This window comes from Vibrio sp. 10N.286.45.E10 (assembly GCF_002874195.2).
GTDB lineage: Bacteria > Pseudomonadota > Gammaproteobacteria > Enterobacterales > Vibrionaceae > Vibrio > Vibrio crassostreae.
In genome coordinates, this window is record NZ_MCWD02000004.1 from 1 (window position 1) to 14,454 (window position 14,454).

Sequence of the window (14,454 nt, forward strand, 5' to 3'; positions counted from 1 at the left end):
CAAGATCATTATAAATTTGAACTTTTCCTAATTTAAGGGATCAGATCTGGTAACTATTATCCATTTAGAGCCTTTTCCATGTCTGATTCGTTTCTAGAGCATTTCGAAAACATCGCTGACCCTCGCATTGAACGATGTAAAAAACACCAACTCTTAGATATTCTTTTACTTGCTATTAGTGCGGTGATTTCTGGCGCGGAGGGCTGGGAGGACATCGAAGATTTCGGCCATAATCGTTTAGATTGGCTTCGTAAATACCGTCCATTCCTCAATGGCATCCCTCGTCACGATACAATTACAAAAGTTATCACCAAACTCAGAGCAGATGAGATTGAGCAAGCGTTTCAGTCGTGGATGAAGACGCTAGTTCAAACGACAGGCACTGATATCATTGCCGTAGATGGCAAAACAGCACGCCACTCTTTCGATACTCGCGGAAGAAAAAATCCGCTTCATTCGGTGAGTGCGTGGAGTTGCTCCAACCAACTTGTTTTAGGTCAGGCCGCCGTTGACGATAAAAGCAATGAAATAACCGCTATTCCTAAATTGTTAACCTTACTTGATATAGAGAACTGCATCATCACACTCGATGCGATGGGTTGTCAGCGCAAGATTGCCAAACAAATAGTTCAAAGCAAAGCGGACTATGTCTTGGCCCTAAAAGGGAATCACTCAACGATGCAGGCAGAGCTAGAAGCTTGGTGGCATAAGGCGTGTCGAGAGCAATTCACCGAGAAGAACGATGCTCAACACACGGATGTAGACGCAGGACATGGTCGAATCGAGACGCGACACTGTGAGCACCTTGTGGTTGATAAAGAATGGCTGACTAAACAATATCAGTGGGAGGGACTTAGAAGCATTATTAAAATCACTTCTGAGGTCGAGCACTCCATAACAGGCAAGGTTAGCAAAGAGACTCGTTGGTATATCAGTTCACTGGAATTAGATGCAGAACAAGCACTTAAAGCTGTCCGTGGTCATTGGCAAGTAGAGAGTATGCACTGGATGTTAGACATGACCTTCAGAGAAGATGAATGCCGAGTTAGAAAAGGAAATGGCGCGTTGGCTTTTAATGCGTTAAGGAAAATAGCCCTCAACTTGTTTAAGTTTGATACAACCCAAAAGATGAGTATGGCTCGAAAGAAAAAGAATGCAGCACTGAATGATGAATACCGCTCAGTGCTTTTAGAGTCTGCGGTTAAAATGCGCTAGCCTTAAGGATACTATCTATTTTTCTTTATATAAATTGGCAATAAACAATGATTCCTCCTCAGAAAGAGTATTAGGGAGGTGTGTAGGATCACTTAAGAGTAGATCTACATGAGATTTTAAGGCTATCACCTGCTCTAATGGTAATTTTTCTAATAAGATTATTACTTTATCAAAGGATGAACCTTCTACTAAGTCTTCACTCATAGTTTAATAACCCATTTATTGATATATATGTCAACAATAACTATAGCTACAAAAGTACAGGTTGTGATTAAATTAAACTTAATGATACATAATTAATGTGGAATATCATGAGCGGGACGATGGAAATCTCGGATAGCATAAAGCCTCACCAACAGCTTGTGACATGGTTCGGTCGACGGTTGTTAAGAGTGCGAAAGGCCTGTCCGCTAACAAGGGCGGGATCGAACTTTAATTATTGAAAATAAAGGATTTATTTTACAGGGAACTTTTTTAGATAATCACGATCTGATCATGAAGTAAAAAAACATGAGAAATTCGCACATGATTATCATTGAGTAACTTAAAAAAGTGAAAGATACCCGTTCGCACATCAATCAAGTTTATCCTGTTATGGAAGTCGCTTTCGTGGTCATAACAGCCATGATTTGTGGTCAAAATAAATGGACAGAGATTAAGGATTTCGGTGAAGGAAATATCGAGTGGTTACGTGAGTATTTCCCCTACGAAAATGGTCTTCCCACTCGACATAATATAGCTGCGATCATGAGCTCCGTTGTGCCAGAGACGCTATTGGAAGCTATGGTGGGCTGGGTCAATTTGCACAGAGAGAAGCATGCTCAGCCTATAATCAGTGTTGATGGGAAGGTTCTAAAAGGGGCAAAAGCAAGCAAACAACAGCACCCCCTCTATATGGTTTCGGCATTTAATGTAGACGAGGGTTTGACTCTCACACACCAACCTTGTGACGGCAAAGGTATGGAGCTGCTAGCAATAAGAAACATGCTAGACGCTTTAGATATCAAAGGATGTTTATTAACTGCTGATGCCCTGCATTGTCAGGTTGAAACACTGAATAAAGTGGTTGATAAAGGTGGAGATATCCTAGTACAAGTTAAACTGAATCAACCAAGTTTATTAGCAGAAGTTGATGTGCAATTCCAAGACTATTGGGCTTTGCCTGAAGATAAACAGGAATCTTACATTACGGAAGATAAAGGGCATGGTAGAAAAGAGGTTCGTGAGGTTTACGTGCTTCCTGCAGCCTTTAGCGAAGAACTCAGAGAGAAGTGGTGTCTAGTAAAAAGCATTGTTGCAGTGGTAAGAGATAGGAGTGTCAAAGGGAAAGGGAGTTATGAAACTTCGTACTATATTTGCACAGACTATTTATCTTTAGAGTTAGCCACAAAGGCAACAAGAAAGCACTGGCACATAGAGAATCAGCAGCACTGGGCGTTGGACGTTATTTTTAAAGAAGACGAGCAGCGAATTTACGCCGGGGATTCGGCGTTGAATATGGCTTGTTGTCGTCGCTTTGTGCAGAACCTATTTAGAAAATCAGAGGGTAACTTGTCTGTACCAAGAAAGATGAACCAAGCCGCATGGAATAAAGATTACAGGGAAAAAGTTCTTTTTACATCAGATTAACAAAGTATATTCGCGCCCTTGGCATTGTGGTGAGCGACCAGTGCCCAAGCTATAACTGGATAGCCGCAGACCGTCATCAGCTATGTTGGGCACATGTGAAACGCAACCTTCAACAAATGGCGGATTATAGTGGCGGTGGCCATACTGCTTATATTGGCAAACATCTATGTTTGCTGACGAACGCCATTTTCCATACTCGACATCGTTACGAGCAAGGTGAATTGGATTATTCACGGTACTTGCGGCGAATGCACAGGCTACAAAAATCGTTCGACCATTGGTTGAGCAAAGGGACAGGTGTGATGGTCAAGCGGTATCGAGGGCGATGCAAGTTACTGCTCAAACATAGAGAGAGCTTATGGGTTTTCCTCAAGAAAACGTCAATCCCTTTAACCAATAATGAAGCCGGGCGATGTATTAAAGGCTTTGTAATCCAAAGGAAAATTAGCTTCGGAACGACCTCAGATGCAGGCGATAAATTCCGTAGTCGTATCCACACACTCATCGAAACTTGCAAAAAGCGCGGCCTATCAGCAATGTCAGTATTGAGTGAAATCATCACGTCATTCGTTGAGAAGAAACCGTACCCGAATGTTTTTGATCTATAAACTGCACATGCTTCTTCAGGCGTGGTAAGTCAAGATACCTCGGTGAACGCTTACACTAAATCAGGAAGTTACGATCTGATCGGCTACATCAGTTAATCATCGTAGCCTTATGCCTAAACCTTGTTACAAAACAACTAACTGGAAACAGTACAACAAAGCCCTAATCAATCGTGGTTCACTCACTTTCTGGATTGATGAAGAAGCTATAAGCGAATGGAAGTAAAGCAAACAGAACAAGCGCGGCAGGCCTCGTCAATTCAGCGACCTAGCCATTACTACCGCACTGATGGTAAAACGCGTTTTCTCTATGCCATTGAGAGCGCTGCAAGATTTTCTAGACTCCGTATTTAAGTTGGCTAACATACCGCTTGTTTGTCCGCATTACACCTGTATAAGCCGTCGAGCTAAGGAAGTTGAGGTTTCATTTAAAACCAAAACCAGAGGCGTGATACAGCATCTGGCCATCGATGCCACTGGTCTCAAGGTTTATGGCGAAGGTAAATGGAAGGTCAAAAAGCATGGTACTGATGGGAAGCGCAGAGTCTGGCGTAAGCTACATTTAGCAGTGGATACCAGCACCCACGAAATAATCGCAGCAGAGCTGAGTTTATCTAACGTTACCGATGCCGAAGTGCTTCCTAACCTACTTAAGCAAACACGTCGTAAAATCATTGAGATATCAGGTGATGGTGCTTATGACACAAGACATTGCCATGATGCAATACGTATAAAGCAAGCGGTTCCGCTCATCCCGCCAAGGGAAGGAGCAGCCTTCTGGGAACAAGGACATCCTCGCAATCTGGCGGTAGGTTGCCAGAAGCTGTACGGCTCCAACAAGAAGTGGAAAAAGCGGTATGGTTATCATAAGCGCTCGCTCTCAGAGACAGCAATGTATCGGGTAAAACAGTTGTTAGATGGGAAACTAAGCCTAAGAAATTACAACGCTCAGGTTGGCGAGACTTACGCTATGATCAAAGCGTTGAACAAGATTACAGCCGACATTCCGCACCTCATTTAGGAATAAATTGCTTCATACAGCTTACCTAGCAATTGAAGCAATCGCCTCTGATGGTCTTGAATGCCGGTGATAAACCATTGTTCACCGAACTCAAGTGTATCGACCCCTTCAAATTTTAAAAACACCCAGCGAGCAGTTGGCTTAGATGTGGTTTTGTTCTTAACCATGCTTGGAAAAAACTCTTCAGTAACAGCCAACTCTTCACGTATCTTATGCTCGAGTCCAGCATAAACCATTAGGCTTAAGGTCATTATCATGAGTAAAGCTTCGATGCGTTGTGGTTTTTTTAAGAAGATAGATGATGTTAAAAACTCAGGGCTTTTAAGGAAGCGAAATCCTCGCTCGACTTTCTGTTGTGACTTGTAGTCTTCCAGTAACGCAGTCATATCGAGATCGGTACTTTCAGTATCATTGGTCGCAAGAATGAACATGCCAACTTTAAGCTTCGCGAGTTTTACTTTTTCTAAATCAGTGAACGGATTTGCTTCAATTTTGTAGTGGTATCCAGTTGGATCATCATCTTTTTTAGGGCGCCCTCGGCCAGCAAACTCCGGCACTTGCCGTATCTCACTTTGCTCGAAACTCAACAGTTGGCATTGACTCTGAAATTCACTCATAGCCTTTTGTGCATCAGTCGTACAGGCAAATTGTTTCTTAGCTAATTGAGCTAGAGATCTAAGCTCTTTGGTCAGATTTTTATCCAAATTTTTATAAAAAGTGGCTTCTTCTCGCTTTGTCGCTTGCTCGCTGTTCACTAACAACCATCGCTGCTTCACGTTGCCATAATCAGATTCAATCCAGTGCCCCGAATAACCATTACCGATAGGCTCTAATTGCGCTGGCGATAATGCCAGTAGAGCTTGTTTGGCCATTTTAATGGTCATTGGGACGCGTGTAATGAACTTCTGCTTTTGTTCATCAAGTGAGCAAATACTGTCTGACGTGTATAAAGCTGCATCAGCAATAAAGTAACGACTATTTTGCGCGGCTTTAAGGCAGTGAATATGGCGCTTAGTGACCTCTGCAAATGCTTTTGCATCGTTCGTGTTTCCGCTGAGAGCCTGCATATAAACAGGGAGCCCTGCTTGATTTTCACAAATTAATTCAAGGACAACCTGATTCAATTCAGGTCGGTGATCTCGACTATAACCTTTGACGAGTTGAATAGAATTAATGTCATCCTCTGCTGATTGAGCATATTCACCATCAACATGGAAACTCGTTATATCAAGGTGGACAGACTCTGTCTTGAGGCCCAATTTTGCAACGGTATGCTCTGCAATAAGTTGATATAAAACAGATACATTAGCTTCAAATAAAGCACCTAATGTGCGCCCAAGAACATCATCAGTTAAGTGGTGCGCTTCTATGTTTTTAGCAAGCAGCTTTGATACTGGCTTTGTCTCGAAAAAGTCAGAAAACATATGCAATGTTCGACTATGGAAGCCTAAACCGTTCAAAATCATGGCTAGAACGGCATCACCGTGTGAGACATTATGCTCTGAATACTTAGGAATTATGCGGTCGATAAGCCCGGGTAAATCAATCTCATGACAGAAGGCAGCGATTAATCCAAGATGATCTAAGCGTTTTATGACAGGTTGAGGAGCAGACATCGCAAGTTACCGGCAAATAAAAGTAATAGATCAAAACGGGGGATCTGCGTCAAGTCTCAACTGCAATCATTATTGATAAATGATCGTGGGATCACACTAATTTAAATCTATAATTGGCTGCGGAATGACGGATATATAGAAACCTAGCACTTCGATAAGTTTATACTATAGTTGTAATGGTATGCTTTATCTTAATGAAAATGGAAATGGAAATTATTGATATGAAAATAATAAGATTACTAAATATACTTACATTGCTTTCGACACTTATTGTTTCTATATACATTAACACAAACTACATTTTTATATCTTTTATATCGACTATTTTAATTATTAACGTAACGTTATTGCTTAGGGTTAAGTACACTCCTTTAAATGTCATTATTGCTTCTCAGGTGATAATCAGTATAGCGTCGTTCTCTTACGCGTCAATAACAATATACAACTTGATTTTTTCTGGTGCATTTTCAAACTTAAGAGAAACTGTTATAGCTATATCATTCAGTATTATATCTTACTCTATAATATTTTATTGTAGCAATAATAATAAAGACTATTCTTATGACGTTGAGAATAAAAACCATAGTTTCTATAGTTTTCTAGTAGCCATGCCAATTACACTGTTCACTTTGGTAATGGTATACATTTATAAAGAAAGTTATACTATTAACATTAGTGAAAAACTATTAGATAGAGGAGCTATTCCTCCAATTACTCTATTTTTATTTTTCTGGTGTATTTCTGATACATTCTCTATTTTTTGTAACTCAAAAATAAATCTTTTAAAGCTAAAGAGAAGTAGAAACCTAAACACTTATAATTCAATGATCACTATACCTATACATACCAGAATGTCGATTATTGAAGAAGCACATTATAGAAGATTTCAACTACCATCATTCATAAACTGGTCAATTCCTGTTCTAGGATTTATTGGTACTGTGTTAGGGATATCACTATCTTCTGAGAATATTCAAATAGTGATTTCTAACGATGATAGCATGAGCAATATGAGCAAGGGTATAAGTGAAGCCATTGCTCCTCTTGGTATTGCATTTGACACAACACTTGTAGCGCTATCACTTGGTATTATCTCAACTTTCTTTACTCTGGTTTCTTCTAATTCAGAAAGAAAATATATATCTGAACTTCAAGTTCATCTAGAAAGAGGTGAATATGAAAAAAAGTAGAGACAATATAGAGAGTAATGAGGGCATTGCAAGTATAGAAGTGTTTGGCGGTGTTTTCGCGATACTGATGGTCTTATTCCTAATCATTAACCTTCTTTCCAGTGCTAGACTTGAAGAAAGATTAGACAGATTATCAGATGAGGGGGATTTCAAGATAAAGTGGGGAGAAAACGGAAATGGTTTTGTTATTATCACTTATCCTGACAGCTTGTTTATTATCGAGACCGGGGAATTTGAAAAATATGATGATATATGCGGCTCCAACAGCAAGTTTATAGATTACACAAGAAAAATCTACTCTCAAAAAAATTCTCAAATCATATTTTCTATCTTAGAGAATAGTGTAGGTACGATGAGGAAAGCTAGAGACTGCATACAAAAGACATATAAAGGAAAAAGAGTCTCTATAGGTTGGATGATAGTAGATGGAAATACAATGAAGGCGATCAACCTAGGGGATATACCCTACTATATAGATAAGAATAATGGTCAGAAAAAATAAAATTCTTAATACTTTCAGCATGACACTGTCCGATATTTTAGCAAATGGCGTGATCATATTATTAATCTTAATAATAACTGTAATAATCGGTGAAAAAGAAAAAGAATCTATCAAAGTCGAGCAAGTAAAAGAGATTACCGTCATACTAAGTCGAGAGATCGCTTCTTCCTTAGTTATGAATTCATTGAAAAGTAGTCCTCCATCAGTCTTACATGACTACTACAATAGCCCATTAGAAAAAAGGATTATCAAAGATAAAATTCCAATATTCGAACTTTTAAAGAATGGTGTTTATGAAGTTCAATCAAAGAGATTCTGGACGAAAGAATCATTGCTGACTCAAGATTCTAGTTTCGACAGTTATCTCTCAAGTCTATCTAAAGTTAATAAGATGTTTTTCAGAGTCGATATCTATGACATAACAAACTATTATTTGTTCATGTCGGTTCTAGAAGACCATAAACTAAAGCCAAAACATTGGCACTTTATGGGCGAAGAGATGGTGAGTCAATATGGAAGAAGTTTATTGAAGGTTGCTGACAAAAGATCAGATGATGAGGGTATAAATAATGAGGGTTCCAATATAAAATCTCTATCTTCTGGTAAAGGTACTACTGGTAAAGACTCTGAAAAAGGAAGTGAAAATGGCCTACTTGAGGAGGGCTTATCAGAGCGTGTTGATATTCCTAATATTGATGATTCATTCATAGTTCAAGACTCATTGAATATTGGCGACAACCATTCATATAATGAAAATTATGACTTACTCGATACATCAGTCGACATAAACTCAACGATAAATCTTGTTGGGATGCCAGTATTAAGCTCTAAAAAAAACAATGTTGATTTTGTCCATACTCTTGCTGTGAGTTATGCAATAATGTTCCAGGGAAATACAAAAATAGCAAACGGTACATTTGATTCTTTAGAGAAAATCAACCCAATAGAAGTTAGTGAAATTGTCGAAAAAACATCAAATACAAATAACTTCAAGTACTGGGCAAGCGATCTTATTTATCTTATTAACTTAGATAATTCTCGTTCTTTTTATAGCGTGGATATAATAGAAAAATACGAAGGATCTGCGGCAATTGGTCTGTATAAAGGTAGGCCAGTAAATGAAATTAACTTATATAATTCATCTATTCTTACGCCTCTGGACAACTCATCAGATAATTTTTTAGAAATCAATCTCAGTACATATCCACTACCTCATAAAGGGAATAGGATCAAGCTTAACAGAAACTCAATATTGCTTTATGTGGATAACATTGAAAGTGAGAACCCTCAGTGGAGACTGGTCGGAGTTTTAGACTCCAAAACACGTCAAGTTACGCTTGGACTAATATTTTCAGAATATAGTACTGATACGGGAGAGTTAGTTTTACCAGCTGAAGAGAGTAAACCAAGCCTTCAAGGCGATGTCATAGCTACCAACAAGCCACCTATTGTTAGTAAATCTGTTAAAGTAGCGATTATACTATTCATAGCTTTGTTTGTTTTATTTTTACTTTTTTCCTCAAAAGTCTTAAAAAGAGTATATCATGAAAAATAATATTTATTTTGTCTTGGTTATATTTTTTTCATTTTCATTGGTTATAGTCATAAGCACTATGTCTAGTCTGAATGACATTCCGGCTTTGAGTGTCAATAATTTGAAAGTTAAAAGCGATAACCACTATTTAGATCTTATTATTGATGATAATCGTTCTTATATATCAAAAAACCATAACATCAGGGACTCATTGAGACAGCCAGAAGTAGAAATAAATATAAAAAACAAATTTATACAGAGGTGCGAGGTAACACAAAAAGAATTTAATCAATTTGTACAAAACTCTCCAGGGAGAGAAGAGCGTTCGACGACGTTTAGCCACAAAATAAGTGGGCAACTTAGTTCACCAGTAACAGGAGTTAACTTCCTGCAAGCTCAACGATATTGCGATAGTGTTGGTGGGCGGCTGCCTACTCAGTATGAATGGGAAGCTGCGGCTACGGGTATAGAAAGGCGTCTTTATCCATGGGGTAACTCTTTTTCAAACGACGATAACCCTTATATTGACCCCATTTTCAACACGACAAAAAGTTGTGGCAAGGTAATAAGCACGTCAACGCCTAACGGCATCCACGATCTATCTGGTAATGTATCAGAATGGGTTCTAAGTGATCAGTCTGGAATAATTAAAGGTGGGAACGGCTTCGATAAAGACAGTATATTGTCATCACTGAACTTGTCTTACCGAACTGCTCATCCAAAGACCAAAAGTAAGCAAGTAGGATTCCGCTGCATTTTTGACACCTTTGTACATGATCAAGGCACTATTAAAATTCCTGATAGTAACTATTTAGTTGGAGTGCCTAAACAGTCGCTATTGGCCATACCCGCTAGCTACTTTAAGAGTGACGTCAATTCTTCCTTGTTGGCAGATTCTGATCTTGAAAACCATAGTACCAGTATTCAAGTTTCTATCCATGAGATAACGGTAGGACAGTATAATCAATTCCTACTCGACCCATTAGTACATTTGAATTTGTTTTCTTCGAGCAACCAACCAAAAGAGCACTCGTATGATCCGTTAGACTGGAAAACTCAGATCTTATCTCCTAACAATCCTGTTCGAGGAGTTGATTGGTGGTCTGCTCACGCTTTTGCTGTATGGGCCGGAGGAAGACTCCCTACTCAGGATGAATGGACCAACATATATATGCAAACTCTCAACGATGTGTATCACGCTCCTAAAACAGTGTCTGGAATTCAGGAAGTCTCGAAGACATGCTCTTCTTCCGGAGCCACTATTTGCGGGTTATTTGGTAATGTTTCTGAATGGACGTCAAGTATTATTATTACTTCAGGAGGAGGGATAGAAATGATCTACAAAGGCGGAAACTTTCGTATTCCCACTGAGCAGACTCTAGACCCTCACTACATGCAGAGTATTTCTCCTCACTACCGTGCAGACACACTAGGATTGAGGGTTATATTCCCGTGAAGTTTCGGAAGTATGATTTCATTATTCTACCTTATCTACGGTCAGTTTTTGTCTTTTTTGGCCTCTTCGATTGCCAACTTGTGTAAAGCGCTAAAGTGAGAGTAAGCCCTATCTAGCGTAAGTGTTCACCAAGCCCCTATTGACAGAAAAAGTGTGACACTCAGCACTTGATCCACTTTTTACTATTGAGTGATCATTCCAGTGCTTCATCCTGTTTGTTATGAGCAGAAAGAAAACCCCTAAATTTCAAGAGGAACCTCCCGTAGCCTCTGACCTTAATGAAGCAAACGCACTGATTGAAGAGTTGTGGGAACAGTTGCGCCACCTTACCGATAAACAAGCAACTAACTCCAAAAATTCATCGAAACCACCTTCGTCTGACAACCCTAAGGACAAGCATGAGCGAAAAAAGATCAAAGCTCTGGTGGTCGCAATTCGAGAGGAGCTAAAGAAGGCCACACAGGCATCAACGAAAACTCTCAGCTCTAAAAGCAACGGATGTAGTTATCGATTGTTTCCCTGAAGTGTGCCCTTGCTGTGCCCAGTCAGATATCGATATTCAAGGTGGTCCTTACTACCGCCATCAGGTCTTCGATATTCCAAAACCCACTGTCGATATCACTGAATACCGTTTATTTTCAGGTCAATGCCGCCACTGTAAAGAAACAGTGAAAGCTCGAAAGCCCGACAATGCATCACAAGGTATTATCGGTCCCAATTTACTCAGCTACATTGGCGTGCTTGCGGGACAATATCATCTCAGCGTTCGAAAAATCCAATCACTGCTCAAAGAACAGCTTGGCACAACCTTTTCGGTCGGTGCGATTAGCGAAGCACAAACCAAAGTCGCTTCAATGTTGACTCCATTGCATCAAGCGATAAAACAAGCGTTAAACGTAAACGTTCACCAAGAAAGTTTGATTTTATTAAAAAGGACGGGTACGCCTTAAAGATTAAAGACGTTTGGGTACGGTTTTTTCTCAACGACTGACGTGATGATCTCACTCAACACTGACATTGCTGATAGACCCCGCTTTTTGCAAGTTTCGATGAGTGTGTGGATACGACTACGGAATTTATCGCCTGCATCTGAGGTCGTTCCGAAGCTAATTTTCCTTTGGATTACAAAGCCTCTAATACATCGCTCGGCTTCATTATTGGTTAAGGGGATTGACGTTTTCTTGAGGAAAACCCACAAGCTCTCTCTATGTTTGAGCAGTAACTTGCATCGCCCTCGATACCGCTTGACCATCACACCTTTCCCTTTGCTCAACCAATGGTCGAACGATTTTTGTAGCCTGTGCATTCGCCGCAAGTACCGTGAATAATCCAATTCACTTTGCTCATAACGATGGCGAGTATGGAAAATGGCGTTCGTCAGCAAACATAGATGCTTGCCAATATAAGCAGTATGGCCACCGCCACTATAATCCGCCATTTGTTGAAGGTTGCGTTTCACATGTGCCCAACATAGCTGATGACGGTCTGCGGCTATCCAGTTATAGCTTGGGCACTGGTCGCTCACCACAATGCCTGCATAGTCTTCATCAATGACCTTTTTCGCTGAGGAGGTCGATCGAGAATACAATATTTGTTCATAGACGAGGTCATCACTGGCCACTAACCAACACCAACGAAGGCTTTGCTCATCATTCCTATGATGAGAGGTTTCGTCGGCATGAACCAAAGGGGCTTTCTTTAACGCTTGTTTTATCGCTTGATGCAATGGAGTCAACATTGAAGCGACTTTGGTTTGTGCTTCGCTAATCGCACCGACCGAAAAGGTTGTGCCAAGCTGTTCTTTGAGCAGTGATTGGATTTTTCGAACGCTGAGATGATATTGTCCCGCAAGCACGCCAATGTAGCTGAGTAAATTGGGACCGATAATACCTTGTGATGCATTGTCGGGCTTTCGAGCTTTCACTGTTTCTTTACAATGGCGGCATTGACCTGAAAATAAACGGTATTCAGTGATATCGACAGTGGGTTTTGGAATATCGAAGACCTGATGGCGGTAGTAAGGACCACCTTGAATATCGATATCTGACTGGGCACAGCAAGGGCACACTTCAGGGAAACAATCGATAACTAACCTGAGATCTGGTTAAGCAACGACTAAACCATACATATCTAACAGCTCAGACTCTTGGGCTGTTAGATCCAGGCTCGGCTTGTCATCTTTAAGGCAGTAAGCAATCAGACCACCAGTTAAGTTCAACATAAAGCCATGTATACTGCGATGTCTGGAGTGTTCAATGTAAGAAATGTTCTTTAACTGGTCATTAACTGTCTCAATTATAAAGCGTTTTTTTAATAGTACTCTATCCCATAAAGATATGAACTTTTTCTTCATATTCTTTCTCACAGTGGTAATTAACTCTATTCCTTTATCAAGAAGCTCGCCTGTTAGCGCTTTACTTATGTAACCTTTATCTGCATAGAGTTTACCCCATAGTCCCTCAGACATTTCTGGAATGGGTTTTCTATCGTCTTCATTACCTTTGGTAAGTTTTAATGAAATAATTTCACCTAAGTGATTGATAATTAGGTGCAACTTAAAACCGAACGACCATCCCATAGTTCCTTTACCATGACAGGCAATGCCGTCAAACACCTTGTTTCTCTTCGCTCTGATGATATGACAGACTTCAATTTGTTGAATCAACAAATTGAATACCTGTTGGCTTACCCAATTTGGAAGTGAGATAAGAGCACATAGGAATAACAACGCTTGCAGTAACACCGAGGAATCGCGTGTAGCTGAGCAGTTCAGGAAAATAGCTGCGTAGCTCTTTACTGACATAATTGAGATAGTAATTCTTGAAATCGCGATAGTGAGATTGATGAAAGTGAATGAGGATAGTCATTATCTCAGCGGGAGTTAACCTACATGTTCTTTTGCGCTTTTTCTCACCACTTTCAATGATTTGATTGTGCCACTGCTCAATAAACATCTGACAAAAGTCATCTACATCGCAAAAAGTTTCAATTAATTTATCCATGCTCGTTCTCCTTTGAGGTCTACCAGACTAGTCGAGTGATCAGATCTCTGAACGAGCTTTTAGTTCATTATTTATTCAAATTTTATCCAGAGTTCAGGTTAACTACAATCCGTTGCTTTTAGAGCTGAGAGTTTTCGTTGATGCCCTGTGTGGCCTTCTTTAGCTCCTCTCGAATTGCGACCACCAGAGCTTTGATCTTTTTCGCTCATGCTTGTCCTTAGGGTTGTCAGACGAAGGTGGTTTCGATGAATTTTTGGAGTTAATTGCTTGTTTATCGGTAAGGTGGCGCAACTGTTCCCACAACTCTTCAATCAGTGCGTTTGCTTCATTAAGGTCAGAGGCTACGGGAGGTTCCTCTTGAAATTTAGGGGTTTTCTTTCTGCTCATAACAAACAGGATGAAGCACTGGAATGATCACTCAATAGTAAAAAGTGGATCAAGTGCTGAGTGTCACACTTTTTCTGTCAATAGGGGCTTGGTGAACACTTACCGTTATTATGATAAGGCTTGGGTCAGCGAAATCCTTTAGGGACAGCGGCGAATATGCCGAACTAAGTCCGGATGTATGACTGCAATCTTAACTAGTTTGATTTTTTAGAGCGTGGATACTTGGCAAACTGGGGCGACCATGTATGGTAAATATGTGACTTTGTTATCAGAAACAGCCCTCAGACCGCCTCAAAC

At 40.0% G+C, this 14,454-nt stretch carries 8 protein-coding genes and 6 pseudogenes; 9 read left to right on the forward strand and 5 right to left on the reverse strand.

Features of this window, described 5'->3' with window-relative positions; translation table 11 throughout:
• The first annotated feature begins 78 nt into the window (after nucleotides 1-78).
• Complete coding sequence (locus BCU34_RS23645) at nucleotides 79-1,215, forward strand: ISAs1 family transposase (RefSeq protein WP_108145208.1); 1,137 nt, start codon at nucleotides 79-81, stop codon at nucleotides 1,213-1,215.
• 15 nt (nucleotides 1,216-1,230) lie between these two features.
• Here BCU34_RS23645 and BCU34_RS23650 read toward each other — a convergent pair whose 3' ends face one another.
• Complete coding sequence (locus BCU34_RS23650) at nucleotides 1,231-1,419, reverse strand: hypothetical protein (protein ID WP_102479703.1); 189 nt, start codon at nucleotides 1,417-1,419, stop codon at nucleotides 1,231-1,233.
• 348 nt (nucleotides 1,420-1,767) lie between these two features.
• Here BCU34_RS23650 and BCU34_RS23655 point away from each other — a divergent pair, with 348 nt between their 5' ends.
• From BCU34_RS23655 to BCU34_RS23665, 3 genes and pseudogenes are all read left to right on the forward strand, one after another.
• On the forward strand, nucleotides 1,768-2,844 hold the full coding sequence (locus BCU34_RS23655; RefSeq protein WP_413216401.1) for an ISAs1 family transposase: 1,077 nt from the start codon (nucleotides 1,768-1,770) through the stop codon (nucleotides 2,842-2,844).
• Between the two features lie 20 nt (nucleotides 2,845-2,864).
• A pseudogene (locus BCU34_RS23660) lies at nucleotides 2,865-3,452 on the forward strand (IS66 family transposase); the annotation flags it as partial.
• Nucleotides 3,453-3,561: 109 nt separating this feature from the next.
• A pseudogene (locus BCU34_RS23665) lies at nucleotides 3,562-4,470 on the forward strand (IS5 family transposase).
• Here BCU34_RS23665 and BCU34_RS23670 read toward each other — a convergent pair.
• Nucleotides 4,467-6,086, reverse strand: coding sequence for an IS1634 family transposase (locus BCU34_RS23670; RefSeq protein WP_102478500.1), 1,620 nt, complete (start codon nucleotides 6,084-6,086; stop codon nucleotides 4,467-4,469). The pseudogene BCU34_RS23665 and the gene BCU34_RS23670 overlap by 4 nt on opposite strands.
• Nucleotides 6,087-6,292: 206 nt before the next feature.
• Between BCU34_RS23670 and BCU34_RS23675 the strand changes: the two genes are divergently transcribed.
• The 5 genes and pseudogenes from BCU34_RS23675 to BCU34_RS23695 all read left to right on the forward strand — a co-directional run.
• A complete protein-coding gene (locus BCU34_RS23675; RefSeq protein ID WP_157934946.1) occupies nucleotides 6,293-7,276 on the forward strand; it encodes a MotA/TolQ/ExbB proton channel family protein in 984 nt (327 codons plus the stop codon).
• Nucleotides 7,263-7,778: a hypothetical protein gene (locus BCU34_RS23680; RefSeq protein WP_102479411.1), complete on the forward strand. Its 516-nt coding sequence runs from the start codon at nucleotides 7,263-7,265 to the stop codon at nucleotides 7,776-7,778. Before BCU34_RS23675 ends, BCU34_RS23680 begins: the two co-directional genes overlap by 14 nt.
• Nucleotides 7,762-9,333 carry a hypothetical protein gene (locus tag BCU34_RS23685; RefSeq protein ID WP_102530291.1) on the forward strand — a complete coding sequence of 524 codons (1,572 nt, stop codon included), beginning with the start codon at nucleotides 7,762-7,764 and terminating at the stop codon, nucleotides 9,331-9,333. The genes BCU34_RS23680 and BCU34_RS23685 overlap by 17 nt, the downstream gene beginning before the upstream one ends.
• Complete coding sequence (locus BCU34_RS23690; protein WP_102530292.1) at nucleotides 9,323-10,768, forward strand: formylglycine-generating enzyme family protein; 1,446 nt, start codon at nucleotides 9,323-9,325, stop codon at nucleotides 10,766-10,768. Before BCU34_RS23685 ends, BCU34_RS23690 begins: the two co-directional genes overlap by 11 nt.
• Nucleotides 10,769-10,988: 220 nt before the next feature.
• Nucleotides 10,989-11,661: pseudogene (locus BCU34_RS23695) on the forward strand (DUF6444 domain-containing protein); the annotation flags it as partial.
• 53 nt (nucleotides 11,662-11,714) lie between these two features.
• Here BCU34_RS23695 and tnpC read toward each other — a convergent pair.
• The 3 pseudogenes from tnpC to BCU34_RS23710 form a co-directional block, all read right to left on the reverse strand.
• Nucleotides 11,715-12,857, reverse strand: a pseudogene (gene tnpC, locus BCU34_RS23700) (IS66 family transposase); the annotation flags it as partial.
• Nucleotides 12,858-12,872: 15 nt separating this feature from the next.
• Nucleotides 12,873-13,770 (reverse strand): annotated as a pseudogene (locus tag BCU34_RS23705) (IS982 family transposase).
• A gap of 107 nt (nucleotides 13,771-13,877) precedes the next feature.
• Nucleotides 13,878-14,157 (reverse strand): annotated as a pseudogene (locus tag BCU34_RS23710) (DUF6444 domain-containing protein); the annotation flags it as partial.
• Between the last annotated feature and the right edge of the window lie 297 nt (nucleotides 14,158-14,454).